This window comes from Haloarcula terrestris (genome assembly GCF_031624315.1).
GTDB lineage: Archaea > Halobacteriota > Halobacteria > Halobacteriales > Haloarculaceae > Haloarcula > Haloarcula terrestris.
Map to the genome: position 1 here is coordinate 394,418 of NZ_JAMQOM010000002.1, position 18,428 is coordinate 412,845.

The following is an 18,428-nucleotide window of genomic DNA, read 5'->3' on the forward strand; positions in this document are numbered from 1 at the left end:
ACGAGACACCGGCCAGCCCGTCGCTTACCGGGTGACTTGCCGCAGGAGGTCGCGCTCGAGCTCCTGTCTGACGGCTTGGATCAGCGCCTGTTCGTCCATGTCGCTGCTGCCGTCGACGTTGATCTCCTCGATGACGATGCTGTCACCGCCGCCGCCACTCATCGCTTTCTCGGCAACATCGCGGAGGACACGCTCCATCGTCGAGGCTGGCGTGACGAACTCGTCCTCGCCGCCCTCGCCGATGAATGCGTTCGTGGGGCCAGTGACAATCCCGCCCTTGGCCATGCCCGGGATGGTGCCGCCGCCTTCCGTCTCGTTGACTGGTCCCAGACCCTGATCGTCGCCAGCGTCCGGGCCGCCCGGCCCGAGGTTGTTGGGCACGCTGCTGCCGGGCCGGGTGCCACCGGTGCTGTCGTCACCGCTGCCGGGCGAGACGTTGCCGCCCGAGGAGCCGCTGCTGTCGTCATCATCGTCGTCATCGCTACTACTTTCGCTGTCACTGCTCCCGGTGTCAACTGACATCCCCGTTGCTTCTGTGATCTTGCTGATGGCCTCGGCGGCTTTGTCGATCACGCCCTGCAGCGTGGACTTGACGCCACTGACATCGATACTGCCCAGCGTGCTCTCGATGCCGCTGACGAGCGTGCCGACCAAGCCACCGCTGCCGCTTTCGCCGACAATGGCTGTCTTGAAGTTCTCGAAGAACGTCTGTATGGTGCTTACGACGGCGTCAAACGCGCCCGTGATAGCCGAGAAGCCACTGCCACCGTCGCCGATATAACCGGCAATCGAACTCACGATCCCGCCGATGAGCCCGCCCTGTCCACTCTCACCGACGAGGAACGTCTTGTAGCCTTCCCATAGCGTCTCGACCGCGCCGATAATCGCATCGAACGCGCCTGTCACGAGTGACTTGCCCGTCGATTCGAGCCAGCCGGCGACGGCGTTGATGAGGTCGGGGAAGAAGGAGTTGCCGATGAGCCAGTTCCAGAACGTATTGAAGATCCCTTTCACCGCGTCGATGATGATATTCACCGCGCCCGATAGGAGTTGCTTGCCGTCGCTCTTGGCCCACGAGACGATGCGGTTCCAGGTGCGCTGGAAGAGGTTTTTGATGTTGGTCCAGGCCCCTTCCCAGTCGCCGCTGATGAGGTCGAGGATGACGTTGATCGTCGTCAGCAGCGCATCCAGGCCCGTCTGGCCGATGACCTGGATTGTGCCGAGGACGCCGTCGAAGATACGGATGATGTCGTCGCCGAACAGCTGCCAGCCAGCCTGAATCGTGTCGAGTGCCGGCTTGATGATGTTGTTCCAGAGGCTGTTGAACGCCGTGCGGGCGTTGGCGAGGATCCCATCCGAGCCCGAGAGGTTGGCCTTCCAGATCCGCTTGAGAGCGCGGGCCTGTTCGCGGACGTTCGTCAGAATCGTCGACATGACGCGACTGACGATGTCGCGGATCATGGCGAACGTCTGCCGGCCCTCCGTCAGCATCTGGTTGATGTTGGTGCGGAACTCCGATTCGGTGTTACGGACCGGGGTCACAATCTGCTTTTTGAACGACTGCATCGTCGTCCGGGCGATCGTCGCGATGCTGTTGAACGCCGTTCGGACGGTCCGCTTGACCTCGTTCCAGTTGTCGCGGAACGCCTGGACAATCGTCCCGAGTGGGCCGGGGACGATCACCGTCGCCAGCGTCGTGAGTGTCTTTTTCGGGTGGGACTTGGCGAAGTTGAACGCGTCACGGATGGTGCTTTTCACCTTGCCACCGTGCTTGTCCCAGGTAGTTTCCATCTTCCCAGTGACCCGGCCGACGGTGGTTTGCACCTTCCCGAGCGCCTTCGACACAATCGGCTGGAGGGTCCCGAACGCGTTGTCGAGTTGCTGTTTGAATCCCTTCGCCGTGTCCGTTGCTTTGGTGACTGCCGCTTGGAAGCCAGCGCGGAGCGTGCCAACGAACGTTCGGATCTTCAGCGCAGTCTTGTCCGTTGCATCGCCGACGCCCAGCAGCGCCGCTGCCACGTCGTTGAACCCTTTCAGCGCGCCGCCGAGGATTTCAACAAGTGGGGTGAACGCCGGCAGCAACCGGCCGCCGATCTTCGTCCCCGCGATGACCGCGAGCTTGGCGAGACGCTGAATCTGGTCGACGACCGGCGCGACCGCCGCACGCAGGTCGTCTGTTCGCTTCCAGAACTGCTCCAGCGGGCCGCTGACATCGGCGAACCCGGACCGCAGGTCGGACAGCTCCCCGCTCAAGAACTGGATTGCTGGAGCCAGGCCGTTGAGGATCGCCTTCGTCACCCCGGTGAAAATCGGGAGTGTCTGACGGGCGAAATCGACGAACGCGGCCGTTGCCTCGGGGATGGCAGTCATCGCTGTCTGCCCGATCTCCTGCAGGGCGTCACGGAACGGGCGCAAGTCGCCCGTCGTCGCGACGATCCGCTTCGCGAGCGTGGGGAGTGCCTCGACGCCCTGGAGCAACACCGGACCGAACAGTTCGCCGATGGGTTTGATCGCGGCCTTCACCTCCGTTTTCGCCGTCTTGACCGCCGCCTTCAACTCCTCCATGTGCGTGACCGCGCCGGCGAGCAGACCGCCACCGAGGACGCCCGCGACGGACGCAAACCCGCCGGCGACGCCAGCAAGGCCGGTGATGACGGGCGCGCTGGCCGTCCCGATAGCAGCGAAGGCCCCTGCAAGCCCCGTTGCTGCCGGGACGACCGTCGTGAGGCTGCCGGACAGGCCGAACATCGACGCCCGGAGCCCCGTCACACCGGCGCTGGCAGTGGTTGCTTTCGCGCCCGCCTCTGTCATCTCGTCGCCGACACTGTCGAGACGGTTCGCAGCGAGCGCCGCGCCGGTCGCCGTGTCGGTCAGCTCCTCGCCGAGGTTATCGAGATTCGACTCTGCGGCCATCGCCTCGCCGGCTGACTGTACCGCTTCGTCGCCGACATCGCTCAGTCCACTCGCAGCGCTGGAAGTCGATGCCGAGAGCGTCGCTATCGCGTTCTTGAGGCCCGAGGATGCCGATTCCATCCGGTCGACACCAGAGGTGAAACCTTTGCTGCTGATCTTTGCGCCAACTTCGAGTTCATCGAATACCATTGTCAGGGAACTCCGTGTTTCCGTGCGTTGTCGACGACGTCGTCGAATAGCGGCGACGTGTCGGCGACGCGCTCGAGGAGGGCAGCGTCGTCCAGCTCGCCAGCCTGTTGGGCACAGGCCCACTCGCACCGGAGCAGCCACACGAGCGGGACCGGTTCACCGGGCAGGTGACAGACCCCGCGGAGGATCTCTGGCGCCGTGCCCTTCGAAGCCAGGGCGGCCAGCGCATGCACAGCGCTGCCGAGACACTCTGCGTGAGCAGTGCCGACCATCGGCTGTGGGAGGCCGTAGACCACCGTGACGATGTCGCTATCGCCGTACACCGATTCGGCCGTCGTGGGTGAGCCGCCCCAGCGCCTGGCGAGCGCCCGCCGGACGGCCGCCGATTCCCGGGAGCCAGGGCGGGGCATCGTTACTCGCCTCCAGACCCGCGGTACCGCCAACTGTCCGCACTCTCTCCAGATTCGACACCGGGGAGTTCCGGCAGGCAGTCGGCGAGGACTTCGTCGACGAACGCCTCGGCGGACTCGTACCCGACATCGCTTGCGTCGACGCGACTGACGAGCGCTGACCGTGACACCGAGCCTTCGTCACGAACGAGCTTGTACGCCTGCTCGATCACTTCGCGCCGGCGGTCGGCCCACGCGCCGCGGCCGGGGATCGAGAGTGCCGCGAGCGCTGCGTCGACACCGTCGTCGTCCGTGGTGTCGACCTGGAGCGCCGCCTCCTCGACGCCGATGAATCGCCACGGCTCGCCGACCACTCTTGGCGGATCGATCCCTGGTAGCGAGGCGAGGATCGGGCGACCGACAGCCCGGAACCACGCGCCGGCAGTCTGGTAGTGCCCCTGCTCGGGCTTGTCGTGTCGGGACGTGCTGTAGTGATCTTTCAGCTCCGCGGTCGTCGCGCTTCCCTGCTCGATCTGACGGTACATCCGACGAAGCGGGACCGTCGACCGGCCACGGTCACGGCCGATGTCACCCGGGACGTCGACAGCGTCGAGTGCTGCCGAGAGCTGCTCGTCTGTGAGCGTCGCGGGATCCGCATCCTGATCGGGACGGGATTGCCCGCCCTCGTCGAACGCCCACTGCCCGGTCGGGGTCGAGGGACGGACCAGGTCCGGGAGCACCTGGAGGTAGCGACGCCACGGCGTCGCGTCACCAGGCGGGGAGACGTTCGGGAGGAGCGCGAGGTACTGCTTCCCGGTCGACGTCCACCAGTCGTTTTGCGTGCCGTGAATCCGTCGTAGCTTCTCGGAGGCGTCCCACCCGGCGTCCTTGAGGTCGGCCTCGGTCACCGTGCCGTGAACGCGAAGGTGGTACCACATTTCTCGGAGCGCGATCACGTCGCCGGCATCGGTGGGGAGTTCGTCGCTGACCGCGCTGATGTAGTCCATGACACCGTCTGGATCGGCGTCGTCAGCAGGACGGACGAGATCACCCGACATCAGCCGTCCTCCCGGAGCTCGGCGAGGCGATCAGTCGCGGTCTGTTCCGCACCCGCACTCTCGTCGTCGCCGCGCGCGGCAGCGAGGCGTTCCTGGAGGTCGGTCACGCCGTCGGCTGCCTCGGCGTCGATGCCGTACGCAGCGGCCAGGTGTTCGCGAGCAGTGCGGCCCTCGCGCCGCATCGCGAGCACGTCGTCAGCCGCCATGACTTCGCGGGCCATCTGTTCGGTCTCGTCATCGGGCTCGTCCCCGCCGCCGAGAGCGTCGACTGCGTCCTCGAGCCGGGAAAGCCGGTCGGCGAGCTCCTCCGCCGTCGAGGTCAGGTCATCGAGCGTGCGATTCGCCATCGAGAGACGCCGTCGGAGCGTCTCGGTGCTGTCGTCAGTTGCCATTGGTAGAAGTGCTGTGTGCCGGGGAGCCGCCGGCGCCGTTGGGAGCCGGTGCCCACGTCAGTGTCTCGAAAGCGGGCGGGGTCGCCTGCCGGAGTTCGCCGTCGACGCGGACGAGTCGGCGCTCGGGATCCACGAGTTCGACAGTCCCGCCGTTGTAGGACGTCGAGACCAGCGTGATCAGGCCGGCGGCGGGCGGGGTGGTCCCGTCAGTGGAGAGGGTATCGACCGCGTTCTCCAGCTCGCGCTTCGAGCGGCGCGTCACTCGGATCCCCCACGGCGTTCCATGGCCCGCTCGAAGGCCTCGGCCAGCACCTCGATGCGCTCCTCACGCTGGAGATGCTCCTCCCGAGACGTGTCGCCCTGCTCCCCCGTTCCGTACGCCTCGAGCTCCTCACGCACGTCGTCGGCGTCGACGCTGTCTCCGGACTCATCCGCAGCCCGGGCCGCCAGTTCGGCGACGGTTTCCTCACCATCCGCTGCTGTGCCGGTCGGCTCGAAATGAGTGGCGTCCGTCCCGTGCTGCACGCCGGTCCCGTACTCCTCGACATCGTCCCCTTCGCGCCGCTTCTGGGCCGCTTCGGCATGGAGCTGTTCGGCCTGGGGGGACATGCTGGCGAACCCTGCACCGAGCGCCTCCTCGCGGTCTTCGTCGACGCCAGTGCCGTACGCCTCGAGGCGCTCGTCGTCCTCGGGCGTGGCATCACCGGCGGCAGTGCCGGTGAGTTCACCTTCGAGATCGTCTTCGTGGATGAGTCCCAGTTCGTCGGCGAGTTCGTCGATAAACTCGTCGAGAGTCATGTCGTCGATACTTCTGTCGGATTGCGTAGCTGGAGTCATGTGTTCGTACTGAAAACCGCAACTGCTCGCTGCTCGGTGTTCGCTGGGCAATACTGATGACGACACGCGGGAGGGGGAGACCGCCTCCCGGCGTCGACTATGGACCGAGACTCGTCCATCGACACGGACGTCTGTTGAGCGTCCGAGGCCCGGATATTTCTGAGGCCCCTCCGCGGTAGGGGCCACTCGCTGCGCAGTGACCGCCGCGTCATCGTCGATCACCGTCTTGGGGCGACCGGAGTCGTGCGAGGCGGCGTCGCCCTTGCTCCGAGAGGTGCTGTCTCGGCTCGTCGAGGAGGCGCTGCTCGTACGCCGAGAGCTCGGCGTCACGCTCGCGTTTCAGACTCGCGATCCACAACTGCTGCAGCGTCGACTCGCCTGGCACCGGGCCCAGGTCATCAAGCGCCCGGTCGATCTCCCGTTTCGAGCGGCGCGTCATCGGTCCCTCTCCCAGTCGGTCGGGACAACGATATCGTTCCAGACCAGCTCTCGCCCCCCGCTGCCGTCGATGTCGCACTCCGTCACGTTAACGCATTCGACAGGGTCGCCGGTTTCGTCAGCGCGCCACTCGCGAAACGTCACGCTGGAGACACCGCCCTTCGGGGAGTCGTCGAGGTCGTCAACCGCCCGCTCCAGTTCCCGTTTCGAGCGACGGGTCATCGGTCCCCCTCCAGGTCGGCCGGGGCGTCGATGCCGTCGACGTCCAGGTCTCGCGACGCGCCGGTCTCGATGTCGTGCTCGGTCGCCTGGTAGCACTCGGCAGGCTCGCCCGTGTCGGGATCGGAGCGCCATTTACGGATGATGACGGTGTCGATACCGTCGTCTGGCGAATCGCCGAGGTCATCGAGCGCCCGCTCCAGTTCACGCTTCGAGCGGCGGGTCATGCGTCTCCAGCCTCCATATTCTCGAATTCCAGTGTCTCAGCGTGGGTTTTCGCAGCTGGCGAGAGCTGTTCTTCCGGGGCTTTGAGCAGTCGCCGCTCGCCGGGGGTGAGCGAGCCATCGTAGTAGTCCTTCAGACTCGCCCAGAACAGGTCTTGGAGCCCGTACGAGCCGTCCTCGCCGTCCAGGTCGTCAACCGCCCGCTCCAACTCGCGCTTCGAGCGCCGGGTCATGATCGTACCCCGCTGGGGGCGACTCCGTCACCGTCGGCGCGTTCTTCGAGCTGCTCGATGCGCTCGGTCAGCTCCTGGAGGTCGCGGTCAGCCATGACCTTCCGTTTCTCCGCGATGACGTCCTTCGCGATGCGGATCCACTTGATGCGTACCCGCTCGTTCTCGGCGTCGTACACGCGGCCGTTCTCGACTTTCCGGAGGGCCTCGGTCTCCAGCATGTCGAGCGTCGCGAGCAGGTCGTCGTAGCTGCCGGCGTCGTCCTCTTCGCGTGCGTGGGCGCTCGCGTCCTCGGTCACGGGCGGTCACCTCGGTTTTTTCCCAGGATATTCGGCCGGACCCGGGGTGTGCGGCCGCTCAGCATGTGATCCGCCCGCTCTTGGCTACGCCTTGCGCTCGGCTTCCCACCGGCGTCGTGACGGGTAGTCATTGCTCCGTGGCGGCGTACAGTCGCCGCCGGTGATCGGCCGGATGGTCACGCGCTTCGACGAGTCCGAGGTCGCGGAGTTCGGCGAGGGCGCTGTTGACGGTGCGCCGGGCGATGCCCGTCTCGTCGATCAGAGCCTCCTTCTCCAGGGGGCCGTTGACGTCGAGGGCAGTGTAGACCAGTCGGGCGCTGGCGGGGGTTTCCTTGACCCGCTTCGGGACGAGTGTGCTCATAGTTCTCTTCGGCAGGAAATACAGGCTACACCTGCATAGTTCGGGGACGGTTTTTTGCGAGATGTGGCGAGCGCTCCTCTCGCCCTTTCTCAGCCCGTGAAATCCTCGTCGACACGGTCGAGATGGAGCGGACAGTAGGCGACGCCGGCCAGCGCATCGCGTTCGCAGCGCTGACTCGTCGAGACGGCGATGGCCTGGCACTCGACGGTGTCGGTCTCGCGGGAGTCCTGCGGCTCATCGTCGGGGGCCGAGTGCCCCCGCGAGCCGGAGTCAGTCTGACTCATTCGGTCCGAGTCAGCCCCCAGTTGGTGGTGGATCGCGGTCGGGGCCGATGCCTTGGAGCGTGAACACTTCGCGAGCCCGATCCAGCCACCCGAGGCCAGAGTCCGATTCCTCGAGAATCCGGCGGAAGCGCCGGACTGCGGCTACTTTGAAACCGCCGTTATTGGATAGTACTGATAGCGCCGATTTCAAAGTAGCAGTATCGACCGCGTAGGACACGCCAGCCCGCTGTTCGTAGCTTTCGGGCTGGAGCAAGCCGACCCCTTCCAGCGCACTCACCCAGTTGTAGACCGTGCGCTCGCTCACCTCCAGGCCGGCCATCTGCGCGAGGCGATGGTAGCCGCTGACCTTGTTCGCAACACCGTCGCCGCGGGTCTCGACGAGCTGCCCGGCACGGAAGCCATCCGGGCCCTCGCCGGCGACGACGTCATGGACCGTCTCCAGGAGCGTGATCGCACCATCAGGGACCGGCAGCATCGCTTCGAGCGGGTCAGCGAGTTCTTCGAACGTGGCGAGGGCGTCGACGGGCGTCGCCGTCGGTACGTTGGTCAGCAGGTAGGCGTGCTTCGTGTCGTCGGCCAGCAGCGGGCGGATCCGGTGGAGCGCCTGGACGAGTTCCTTCTCCCGGGTCTCGCGGAACAGCGTGCCGACCAGCCCGGTGTAGTGTTTCGTCGGGACAGCCCGCCCCCGCCCGCCGTCATCCTCGTAGTCGAGTTTTCGATAGACCGGTGGGTTCGACGCATCCTGTCGCGTCGAGTGCTCCGCCCCGCCGGCGGCGAGGTCCTCACGCCCCATCGTGAGCAGGCCGGCGTTCCGCCGGAGGTCGTCGACGTTCGGGTGGGGCGCGCCGATGCACAAGACGGCGTCGCAGTCGTTCCGATTCAGCCCACGCGTAGCATGGTAGTGCAACACCTCACCGTGATCGGGAAAGTCGAACTCGGGGATGAGCCCCGCCTTCACGACGTACAGCGGGGCGTCATGCACCTCGGCAGCGGTATCGATCGACCGCTGGATCCGCGTCGCAAGCGTTCTGTCCTCCTCGAGGGCACGCCGGATCGTATTCGCGTGGTACTGCCCATCCAGGACCTGCGTCGTATGGAGGTTCGGAATTGCCAGCGGCTCGTCACCCGTGACGGCGACGGCGTCGCGGTCGACCCCGAACAGCGTCGCGACCTTGTCGGGGGTCGCCGTCGCGTCGAGGACTAGCGTGTCCGTCGGCGCGGGAAGGTCCGACGGCAGCGGGAGCTCGCGGTAGCGAAGTGATGCGGTCTCGCCGGCCGGGTCAGCAAGCCACGCGGTCGCCCGTCCCGTATCGGCGTTTTGGGCAATGAACCCATGCTCGCGCTCGTCCCAGTCACAGTCCTCGGAAGCACAACACCGAGCGCCGTCGTGGTGCCCGACCTCGGACCCACACCAGGGACAGCTATCGACGACCGGCGAGAGTGCGACCGCCTGCATCACGGGCTGCTCGTCGAGCCCCGCCTCGACAGCGGCGGCCAACAGCGGATCAATCGAGATGGGCGTCCCTCCCCACTCGTCGTTTTGCATCCGCGTGAGGACGGTCTCCCCGTGGGCGATCTTCGCCCTCGCGAGTGCCTCGGCGAGTTGCCAGCCCTCTTCGGGGCTGTCGCGAGCGACGTGCCCGCCGGCGACGTCGTCGTAGGACTCGTAGGCGTTCCACGTCACAGACGGGGCATCGAGATCAGCGAGACCGTCGGCGGCCGCGACATCCGTGATGACGTCGACGACGTCGCGGGCAAACCGAGCGAGTTCCCGCGCCGTGTGGGCCACTGGGTCGTCCCGGGAGCGGAGGTCAGCGACGCGCTCGAGCGTGTTCGCCGCCCGCGTCAGCTCGGTCGGGCCTGCGGACTGTTCGCGAGCGTGCAGGTCTGGCGTCTCGTCGATGATATTGAGCCCGGTCTCGCGAACGGTCTTCTGCGTGACGTAGGGATGGACGGCGACGACGAACCGCTCGCTCTCGACGGCGGCGTACTGGGCCTGCCAGGCACATTCCTGGCCGTGCCACTCGTGCTGCCCCTCGTCGTGGAGTCCGAGGATCTGATGCGCCCGGTTCGGGCCGACCTCCGGGACCAGCGCGTCGTAGGCCTGCCGTGTCTCGTGGTCGGGATCGAGTTCGTAAATCGGACACATCGGCGGGCAGTTCTGGGTATCACCGTGTTCAGGGCAGTTCGCGTCAGCGTGATCGGCGTCCATACAGCCCCCCTCGCGCTTCTGGGCCCCGCCTTTGAGGTGGAAGTACTCGATGTCCGCGTCGCCGGCGGCGGCCTGGATCGCGTCGTCGGTGACGAACTCGCGGGCCTTCTCGTGCTTGTCGAAATAGATGACGTGCGCTTCGTCGCGATCGAGCGCGCCGAGGGCGGCGTTGGTCGTCTTCCCAGCGCCAGCCTCGTCGGCCCAGACATCGATCCCGGCGTGGCCGACCGCCTCGTCGAACCGTTCGCCCTGGAGGTCTGCCCATCGCTGCTCGCGGTCGAACGCCTCGGCATCACGGGCCGGGGGCTCACATTCTTCGATAGCCCACTGGCCGGCGGTGACCGTGTCGGGGCCGCCATCTCGCCCCGTGGGAGCGCCGTGGTACTCTATCGGGCAGTCCTCGCAGTGCTCGCCCTCGTCGAGGATGCCGTAGTCCCGTAGCGTCGACTCCGCGGGCGGGGAGTACCCCCCGTCATCGATGTGCTGAACCTGATACTCCGTCGTCTCTTTGTCGGTGAGGTCAGTGTCGCCATCACGCGGGGCCCAGTCACCGCAGAAGTGAGCGGCGACCTCTTCGGGGTCGTAGCCAGCTGCCAAGCCGCAGGCAGCCGTGAGGACGTTGACCTTGTGAGAGTTCGGGTGGTCGTCTGGGGCCGCCTTCCGGAGCTCGAGGCCGGCGTGGTAGCACGTCGGCATCTCCGCGGGCGGCTCGTCTGGAACGTCGAAGTCGTAGCTGTCGACGCCACCGTCGGGGTCGAACTCAAGTAGGGGCTCGCCGTCGAAGGTGATCCGCTCGGCGGCCGCCCCCGGTTCGAAGACGGGGCGGACCTGGCTGTCGTTGACGACGTCGTAGGCTCCGCCGACGCCGGGGATGTCCGCCGGCGCGACGACGTGGTGTGAGACGACCGAGCCGCGGATGTCGACATCGAACCCGGGGTCCGCGGTCATCTGGAAGTCCGACTCCTGGAGGTCGCCGCGCCGGTAGCCAGAGAGCTTGAAATAGACGTGGAAGCCGCCGTTCTGGGACCGCGTCACCAGCGTATCGGCCGGAACGTTGACCCGGTCGGGGTCGAAGCCGTCCGGCGATTTGTGGATGTCGACGTCGAAGATCAGCAGCGCCTGGGACATGCGCCCACCACTCTCGACGTCGACGATCCCCCAGTTCTCCGCGGGATGCATGTCGACGGCGTCGTGGCGGTGGACGTGGGCGGCGTCATCGAAGTCCTGGTCGTAGCCGCCCCAGGTCTTCGCGGGGAGCTTCGAGCCGTCGCCACGGAGCTGGATGTACCGCAGGCTCTCGTAGTCGAAAGCAGGGCCGGAGTCGTCGGTCGGGCTGGCCGTCGCGTCACTCACATCGGCATCGCCCGCCTGCTCAAGCGTCTCGGCGACGGCCGCCGGCGACTCGCCGAGTGCACCGGCGATGGCGGGGACCCCAGCATCGGGGTGTCGCTCGCGATAGCGCTCGACACGCTCTCGCAAGGAACGGCCGCCGTCGGTGGCCGCCCGGCACTCGCAGGGAGACGTGTCGTCGATGAGGTGGTAGAGGCGATGCTGACGCTCGTTGACCGCGTCGATATCGCCAGCCAGACAGACCAGTATCGGAACGAAGCCGTCGTTGACGGCGTACCCGTGGAGGTCGGCGTACTGGACGTCGTCATCCAGTTCGGCGAGGGCGACATCGTATTCGAACGCGAACAGACCAGCGCTCTCGGCGTCCGTACGGCGAAGGTGCTGGTTGCGCCCGAGTTCTTCGTGTTCGGCGGCCTCGCCGACGGTGCGGATGAGTGCCGAATTAAGCCGGTCGAACTCGGCACGGGACACCGGCTCGTGGTCGACAGTCCACTCGGCGATCGCCTCGGTGACCGCGTCGGGGATGTCGGCGGTCACGCCACCACCTCCTGTATGCCGCCAGACCTATCACTCAGGAGAGTGGATTTCTCAGAACAGTCGGATACTTTGCCCTGAACGCTCCTGTCGTCACTCTGGGCATGACAAGTTTTAGTAAAGTGCCCGGGGAGGGCTCCGAACCCTCGATCTCCGCATGGCCCAGGTCTGGGGCGTGACGAGCGCCCCGGGGTCATGACGGGTGCACTGCCGCATGAGTCAAGAGACCCTATGAGTGCGGCGCTATGTCCAGCTAAGCCACCCGGGCGCGGGTGCATTCAGCCGTTGGCCGTTAGCCGTCTTGAAGGTTCTCATCTCTGCCGGGGCTGTGGGGTAGTCCCACGCTGTGGCCGCCTGATCGGCGCTGATAATCGACCCGCGGATTTAAGCCACCACGCAGGTATGCAGGCAGTATGGAGATACCAGACCTCGTCCAGCAGGAACTCGGGGACGAGGAGATCCGGGGCGGTGTCAACCTCGGCGACGAAGACGCGGCTTGTTTCACACCGACCCGGACGCTCGTCTACCGTGGCGAGGGCCTTCTCAGCGACGAGAAGGTCGCCAGCTACCCGCACGATTTCGAACGGCTCACGGTCTCGGAAGGCCGGCGAAAGACCAAGTTCTCGCTCATCTACACCAGCGAGAAGCTCGAACTCTCTGTCCCTGGTAGCCGCGGTGACGCCGTCCTCGAACGGCTCTTGGAGGGCAAGCTCACGGCCTCTGGGGGTATCGCCGCCGATGAGACCATCGCCGGCGTGTTCCGGTTCAGCGAACTCACGCTGGTCGTCACCGACCGCCAGCTGCTCAAGCACATCGGCAACGTCACCTGGGACGCCGACTACGAGGCGTTCTCCTTCGACGAGGTGACCGGCCTGGAGTTCGAGGAGGGCAGCGTCGCCACCGCCGTCGTGCTATCCTTTAACGACCGCCCGGAGCGCATCAAAGCGCCGTCGGAGCAGGCCCCGATGGTCCGGAAAACACTCGAAGAGGCCCTGTTTGCGTACCACGAGGTCGGGTCGCTCGCCGACCTCAACGCCAAGGTCGGGGCGGACCCGGAGGACGGCCCAGAGGATGCCGGCAGCGGCCTCGGCCTCGAATCCGGCATCGACCCGCTCGTCAGCAACGACGACGAGGAAGGCGAAGACGGAGACGACCACAGCGCCGAGCGCGAGTCCGCAGCCCCCAGCAAGCAGACTGCGACCGCATCGGCCGGTGAGCAGGGGACAGCCACCGAAGCCACGGCGGAAACGCAATCTGATGGCTCGGTCGGCGTGCAGTCAGACTCTGGCTCCGTCGAACCGGACACCGCTTCCGATCCCGACATCGCCGAACTCGAAGCCCAGGTCGCCGAACTGACCGCCGCCGTAGAGGCCCAGAACGAACAGCTCCAGAAGCAAGAGCGCACGATCAAACAGCTCATCAAGGAACTCCGCCAGGGTCGCTAAGTCGGCCGGCTGACTTTGTTCGCTCGCTCTTGGGAAGCCACGTTATTGATTTCAAAGAACAGCATCGGGAGCATATTTGAGTGCTTCATCGCCTGAGTTTCTGTAGCGTTCGCAGCGAAGCTGCAAGGCTCTGAGATACGGTGTGAGCTTGTCTTTTGAGACACTTTGGTGGCTCTCGCAGCCGTTGACGTGTACCTCGCCATCAGCGTATTCTCCGTCGCCGCGGACGACGAATTCTCGGATGAATGAATTGTCGTCCTCTAACGGATCGTATGCGGGAAATCCCAACTGTATACAACGGTTACCGATACCGAGTCGGCTACCGGATCAAAGCAGTTGCATCCTCCGATGGAGCGGCGTATGGGGTTTCCGACTTCTTCGAGCCCCTATCGAGGGTGTCATAGAACGGTTGGCATGGTTTTTTGATATCGGTTGAGAGGACAGCTATTGCTGTTTCTGAATAGCGGTTATAATACCCCTCTCTCAGACACCAGTTTTCAGGAAGCTACTGAGGTGTGTGAATCGTTTTATGACACCCTGGCCCCTATCAACAAAATCCCCAGCAAAAGGCCCACCGGCCGGATTCCTCGATGGTAATAACCTCAGTCTTTCATCGCCATCGTTGAACCCCATGGACAGCGTTTTGTCACTTCCGGTAATACTCCAGATATGACTGATTCGGGGCATAGGCCTGCATTTACTTCGCGATTGCTTGCTGGCGTCTCTTTAGGTATCCTCTGGTACTCAATCGTCTCAATCTTGGTCGTTGGTGTCTTTTTATTATCACAGCGTTTAGGTCCGCTTCCCGGAATCGAGACGAGTGCAGCTATCGGATTCTCGCTGACGGTGGCTGCCTTCGCTATCGGCTACTATCGGAGTCGTAGAATTGATTCGCATACTGAAGAGACAAGGGTTCGCGTGTGGACCATTGCTTTTGTCCTCTCATTCGGAGGGGTGTTCGCCATCGCATCAATAGTCGCGACCATGACAGTTCCACCCGACTTCTATCAGCTGACGGTGGCTTATGGCGGGGTACACCTCGTTGCGGTGACCGTTGCAGTCATCACTGCACAGTGGCGTTCTCAGAGTCAGAGTACAGACGAATGAATGGCTCAAATGGGCCACTGGTGTTTATACCCGGGCTACTTGGATGCGGCACACCATCTTGGCCCCTCACTTGGTTCGGCCTCTCGCTCCTCGCGGCTCACTTCGTTCGCCGTCGTCGGGCGGCGATACCGCCCGACTGCCTGCGGGACCTTCGGTCCCGCTCCGCTCGCATACCCGAGGCCGTGGCCGCTGGTACGACCACAACCTCCCTACTCCCGCCCCAACACCTTCCGAATACACGTCGACCCGAACGGTCCCAGTTCGCCGCCGTCGAACTGAACGAAGTGGCCTGTCGTGATATTCGCCCCACAGCGCTGACACGAGAACTCCCCCTCGCGGACGACCACGTCGCTGTCGAAGTTCACGTACGACCCCTGGGACCGCGGTCGAACCACGCCGTTCTCGCGTTCGATGAGCCCGCGCATCACCGCGGTGTCGAGAATTTCGCGCTGGACCTGGGGATTTGTCGTCACCGTCTCGATGCGGTCGAGCGCGTCGGCGACGGACAGCTCCCCGTGTTCCAGGTGGGCGAGCAGTTCGACGCCGAGTTCGACCGGATCACCGTCCCTCTCAGACACAATCGCCGTTTCAACCCCGAGCAAACTAAAAGATACCACAAAGCGTTTGTCGACTGCTACCACTCAATTGAGTAGATGGACCGCCTCGCGAAGCGACAGCTGGTCGGGACGGCCGGGCTGGTGGCAGTCGTCGCTATCGCGACGACGCTGCTCACGCCCGAGCGGGTGGTGGCCCAGACCATGCGACTCGCCGACCACCCGATCTACCTCGCCGGCGTCATCGTCGGGCTGTATCTCGTCCGTCCGTTCTTCGCGTGGCCGACGATGCCCCTGTCCGCGTTCGTCGGGTTCACGCTCGGCATCAAATACGGCTTCCCCGTCGCGCTGATGGGCGCGCTCGTCACCTGCCTCATCCCCTACCGGTTCGCGCTGCGGGCCGGGGAGCAGGGTGGGATGTTCGGCTGGCTGGGGGACTCCGGCCGGCGGATCATCGAGGTAACCGGCGAGACGCGCGGTGTCCTCGCGGCGCGGCTCTCGCCAGTGCCGGCAGACCCCGTCTCCTACGGGGCCGGGTTCGCCCGCGTCTCCCCGCGCTCGTTCGCCGTCGGGACCTTCCTCGGTGAGATTCCGTGGGTCGCCGTCGAGGTGACAGCCGGCGCGTCGCTGCGATCGCTGACGCTCACTGGGCTCAGTATCGACGCGCTCCCACACGTCCTGTTGTTCTCGGCGGCGCTGGCCGTGCTGGTGCTTGCTGGCCCGGCCTACCGCCACGTCAGCGCTCCGGAGTCGTCGTGAATTCGAAGCGCGCGCCGCCGCTCTCGCTGTCGGTCACGCTGACCTCCCACCCGTGGGCCTGTGCGACTTCAGCGACGATTGCCAGCCCAAACCCGGTTCCCGCGTCGCTCGTCGTGTAGCCGCGCTCGAACACGTCAGCTTGCTCTTCGGGCGGGATACCGACCCCGTCGTCGGCGATATAAAACCCGCTGTCCGTTGTCCCGACGGAGACCGTGATTGGGGCGCTGTCCCCGCGTTCCACGCTGTCGTCGGCTCCTGGCCGACTGTTTGTGGAACCGTGTTCCACACTGTCGCCGGACCCCGTCCGACTGCCCGTGGAGCCATGCTCCACACTGTTCCGGAACAGGTTCTCGAACACTGCACGGAGCCGTGCCGCGTCGGCTTCGACCGTTGCTGTCCCGTGTTTTTCGAGCGTGGCATCGCCGGTTTCGACATCGGCCCAGGCCTGCCCTGCGAGGGCAGCGAGGTCAACCATCGCCGTCTCGCCAACCGTATCGCCCTGCCTGGCGAGTGTCAACAGATCGTTGATGAGTTCGTCCATCCGGTCGGCCGCGGACTCTGCCGCATCGAGGTGTGATACGTCGCCCGATGTTCGGGCGACCGATATGCGCCCTTTGACCACGTTCAGCGGGTTTCGGAGGTCGTGGCTAACGACGGATGCGAACTCCGCGAGCTGTCGCTCCTTTTCTTTCTGGTCGCTGATATCGCGGATGACGCCTGCTGTGCCGTTGAACTCCCCGTCCGCTGCCGGAAGCAACGCGATATGGATCTCGATGGGCGTGTGCTCCCCGGTCTGATCGACGATATCCGTTTCGAAGGTTACGTTCTGCCGGGTCGGGTCGGATAGCATGGTCTGGATGAGTTCGTTGCCGCGGTTGATGTCCTCGCCGGCCATGACCGTGGAGATGTGATCGCCGATGAGCTCATCCGGTTCGAACCCCGCCAGTTGCGCTATCGCCTCGTTCACGTAGGTGAACACGCCCTCGTCGTCGAGGGTGTACACCGGATCGCCGACAGCCTCGATGATGGTCTCGTAGCGTTCGAGTTCCCGTTCGCGTTGCTTGCGCGCCGTCGTCTCCCGAATCACACCGACCGACCCGTCGAAGGCCCCATCGTCGTCGAACAGCGGTGCGACTTTGTCCTCGTTGATTCGGACTGTCCCGTCAGCGGATACCGTCCGCATCTCGAAGGTGGCCCAGGTTCGCTCGTCGTCGTCAAGCAGGTCACGGATGTGTGCTGTCGCCTTTTCCACGTCTTCCTCGGGCATGAACCGGGTCGGCTTCGAACCGATAATCTCCGAGCGCTCGTACCCCAGATGGGCGCTCATCGCCTCGTTTACCATCTCTATCGTCCCGTCAGTATCGAGGATGTACATCGGGTCTCCGATGTTTTCGACCAGCGTCCGGTACTCTTTGAGTTCCCGCTCTCGGTGTCTCCGTTCCGTGATATCACGACCGATGCCGGCAATCCCGAACAGGTCGCCACGCTCGTCTTCGATGCGCGACCCCCTGAACTCGTATTGAAGCCGCTCGCCGCCGGCCGTCTCGATTCCTACCTCGACGGTTCCGTACCCCGTCTCCAGCGTCTCCTCGAATACACACCATAATTTCTCGTGGTCGGACTCCACGATGAGTTCCTCGATACCGATTGACGCCAACTTCTCGTCGGTGTAACCGGTCACTGCCGAGACGGTGTCGTTCCACCGGACCAGGCTGCCGTCGGCACCGACGACGTAGAACATGTCGTCGACTGAGTCGATGAGCTTCTCGGTGAACGCCCGTTGATTCGCGAGTTCACGCTCGCGTTCCTCCCGAGCAGTTATATCGGTGATGAACCCCTCGAGTATCTCGACGCCGTCGTCATTGGTCCCGACGACGCGCCCGCGCTCCCACATCCAGCGGGTCTCCCCGTCGGCCGTCTCGATCTGGTAGGTGACTTCAAACGGTTCATTGGCGGCGATACAGGTCTGGACGGTCTCCCAGAGTCGCTCCGTCTCGGCGTCCTTGATGAGGTTGCCCCAGGAAACCTCGCCGCGCTCGATGGCTTCCGAGCGGTAGCCCACCAGATCCATCGCTCCGTCACTGACGAACGTCATCGGCCAGTCGGTTTCGTTCCGGGCGCGATACACCAGCCCCGGCAGGTTCGAGATGAGCGTCGACAGCATCCGCTCGGACTCTTCGAGCGCGGTCTTCGCCCGTCGCTCTCCCACTGCCCGTTCGATACGGTTGGCGAGCACTGCGTACTGGTCCGTTCCGACCCCCTTCTGGAGGTATTCCGTGACACCGGCAGAGATCGCATCACTCGCGATTTCCTCGTTTCCTTTGCCGGTAAAGAGAATAAACGGTAGCTCCTCGTACTCCTCGCGGACGACCTTCAGAAATTCGAGCCCGTCCATGCCCGGCATGTCGTGATCGCTGACGACACAGTCGAACGCACGGTCGGACAATCGCTCTAACCCATCGGCCGCATTTCGCTCGGTACAAACAGAAATCCCATCGTGCGTTTGCTCCAGATGAACCGCAACGAGATCGCCAAGGTCCGGGTCGTCGTCGACGTGCAGCACCGAAATCTCTTCCCCGTGACCACTCATATCACCTCTTTCGTTGGTCCAGGCTATTAAACCCGTGAGCGTCC

19 protein-coding genes, 1 tRNA gene and 1 pseudogene are annotated in these 18,428 nt (G+C 64.7%); 3 read left to right on the top strand and 18 right to left on the bottom strand.

The features are described 5' to 3' along the window. Positions 1-24 precede the first annotated feature (24 nt). The 15 genes from NDI54_RS05920 to NDI54_RS05990 all read right to left on the bottom strand — a co-directional run bounded on the left by NDI54_RS05920 (position 25) and on the right by NDI54_RS05990 (position 12,197). Positions 25-3,102: a phage tail protein gene (locus NDI54_RS05920; RefSeq protein ID WP_310895549.1), complete on the bottom strand. Its 3,078-nt coding sequence runs from the start codon at positions 3,100-3,102 to the stop codon at positions 25-27. Positions 3,103-3,104: 2 nt separating this feature from the next. After that, entirely contained in the window at positions 3,105-3,512 is a 408-nt protein-coding gene (locus NDI54_RS05925) for a hypothetical protein (protein ID WP_310895550.1), read from the bottom strand. Positions 3,513-3,514: 2 nt separating this feature from the next. Continuing rightward, the gene (locus NDI54_RS05930) at positions 3,515-4,549 is read right to left on the bottom strand and encodes a hypothetical protein (RefSeq protein WP_310895551.1); all 1,035 of its coding nucleotides are present in this window, start codon (positions 4,547-4,549) and stop codon (positions 3,515-3,517) included. After that, positions 4,549-4,941 (bottom strand): hypothetical protein, encoded by a 393-nt coding sequence (locus NDI54_RS05935; protein WP_310895552.1) that lies wholly within the window; start codon positions 4,939-4,941, stop codon positions 4,549-4,551. Before NDI54_RS05935 ends, NDI54_RS05930 begins: the two co-directional genes overlap by 1 nt. Beyond that, positions 4,931-5,203 (bottom strand): hypothetical protein, encoded by a 273-nt coding sequence (locus NDI54_RS05940; RefSeq protein ID WP_310895553.1) that lies wholly within the window; start codon positions 5,201-5,203, stop codon positions 4,931-4,933. Before NDI54_RS05940 ends, NDI54_RS05935 begins: the two co-directional genes overlap by 11 nt. Then, a complete protein-coding gene (locus NDI54_RS05945) occupies positions 5,200-5,739 on the bottom strand; it encodes a hypothetical protein (RefSeq protein ID WP_310895554.1) in 540 nt (179 codons plus the stop codon). The genes NDI54_RS05940 and NDI54_RS05945 overlap by 4 nt, the downstream gene beginning before the upstream one ends. 247 nt (positions 5,740-5,986) lie before the next feature. Beyond that, positions 5,987-6,217, bottom strand: coding sequence for a hypothetical protein (locus NDI54_RS05950; RefSeq protein WP_310895555.1), 231 nt, complete (start codon positions 6,215-6,217; stop codon positions 5,987-5,989). Then, positions 6,214-6,438 (bottom strand): hypothetical protein, encoded by a 225-nt coding sequence (locus tag NDI54_RS05955; RefSeq protein WP_310895556.1) that lies wholly within the window; start codon positions 6,436-6,438, stop codon positions 6,214-6,216. The genes NDI54_RS05950 and NDI54_RS05955 overlap by 4 nt, the downstream gene beginning before the upstream one ends. Beyond that, positions 6,435-6,662: a hypothetical protein gene (locus NDI54_RS05960; RefSeq protein ID WP_310895557.1), complete on the bottom strand. Its 228-nt coding sequence runs from the start codon at positions 6,660-6,662 to the stop codon at positions 6,435-6,437. Before NDI54_RS05960 ends, NDI54_RS05955 begins: the two co-directional genes overlap by 4 nt. After that, positions 6,659-6,892 (bottom strand): hypothetical protein, encoded by a 234-nt coding sequence (locus tag NDI54_RS05965; RefSeq protein WP_310895558.1) that lies wholly within the window; start codon positions 6,890-6,892, stop codon positions 6,659-6,661. The genes NDI54_RS05960 and NDI54_RS05965 overlap by 4 nt, the downstream gene beginning before the upstream one ends. Continuing rightward, complete coding sequence (locus NDI54_RS05970) at positions 6,889-7,188, bottom strand: hypothetical protein (protein WP_310895559.1); 300 nt, start codon at positions 7,186-7,188, stop codon at positions 6,889-6,891. Before NDI54_RS05970 ends, NDI54_RS05965 begins: the two co-directional genes overlap by 4 nt. A 127-nt stretch (positions 7,189-7,315) precedes the next feature. Beyond that, a complete protein-coding gene (locus NDI54_RS05975) occupies positions 7,316-7,549 on the bottom strand; it encodes a MarR family transcriptional regulator (protein WP_310895560.1) in 234 nt (77 codons plus the stop codon). Positions 7,550-7,638: 89 nt separating this feature from the next. Further along, positions 7,639-7,833, bottom strand: a complete 195-nt coding sequence (locus NDI54_RS05980) for a hypothetical protein (protein ID WP_310895561.1) — start codon at positions 7,831-7,833, stop codon at positions 7,639-7,641. Positions 7,834-7,843: 10 nt separating this feature from the next. Then, complete coding sequence (locus NDI54_RS05985; protein ID WP_310895562.1) at positions 7,844-11,932, bottom strand: bifunctional DNA primase/polymerase; 4,089 nt, start codon at positions 11,930-11,932, stop codon at positions 7,844-7,846. Between the two features lie 120 nt (positions 11,933-12,052). After that, a tRNA-Met gene (locus NDI54_RS05990) sits at positions 12,053-12,197 on the bottom strand. A 145-nt stretch (positions 12,198-12,342) separates the two neighbouring features. On the opposite strand from NDI54_RS05990, the gene NDI54_RS05995 reads away from it, so the two are divergent. Next, a complete protein-coding gene (locus NDI54_RS05995) occupies positions 12,343-13,374 on the top strand; it encodes a DUF7115 domain-containing protein (RefSeq protein ID WP_310895563.1) in 1,032 nt (343 codons plus the stop codon). Positions 13,375-13,425: 51 nt separating this feature from the next. Here NDI54_RS05995 and NDI54_RS06000 read toward each other — a convergent pair. Next, positions 13,426-13,659: pseudogene (locus NDI54_RS06000) on the bottom strand (IS1595 family transposase); the annotation flags it as partial. A gap of 384 nt (positions 13,660-14,043) precedes the next feature. Between NDI54_RS06000 and NDI54_RS06005 the strand changes: the two are divergent. After that, a complete protein-coding gene (locus NDI54_RS06005; RefSeq protein WP_310895564.1) occupies positions 14,044-14,481 on the top strand; it encodes a hypothetical protein in 438 nt (145 codons plus the stop codon). A 209-nt stretch (positions 14,482-14,690) separates the two neighbouring features. Here the strand turns inward: NDI54_RS06005 and NDI54_RS06010 are convergent, their stop codons facing one another. Further along, positions 14,691-15,083 (bottom strand): DUF5830 family protein, encoded by a 393-nt coding sequence (locus NDI54_RS06010; RefSeq protein WP_310895757.1) that lies wholly within the window; start codon positions 15,081-15,083, stop codon positions 14,691-14,693. A 51-nt stretch (positions 15,084-15,134) separates the two neighbouring features. Here NDI54_RS06010 and NDI54_RS06015 point away from each other — a divergent pair, with 51 nt between their 5' ends. Next, positions 15,135-15,794 (top strand): TVP38/TMEM64 family protein, encoded by a 660-nt coding sequence (locus tag NDI54_RS06015; protein ID WP_310895565.1) that lies wholly within the window; start codon positions 15,135-15,137, stop codon positions 15,792-15,794. Here NDI54_RS06015 and NDI54_RS06020 read toward each other — a convergent pair. Next, entirely contained in the window at positions 15,772-18,384 is a 2,613-nt protein-coding gene (locus NDI54_RS06020; protein ID WP_310895566.1) for a PAS domain S-box protein, read from the bottom strand. The genes NDI54_RS06015 and NDI54_RS06020 overlap by 23 nt on opposite strands. Between the last annotated feature and the right edge of the window lie 44 nt (positions 18,385-18,428).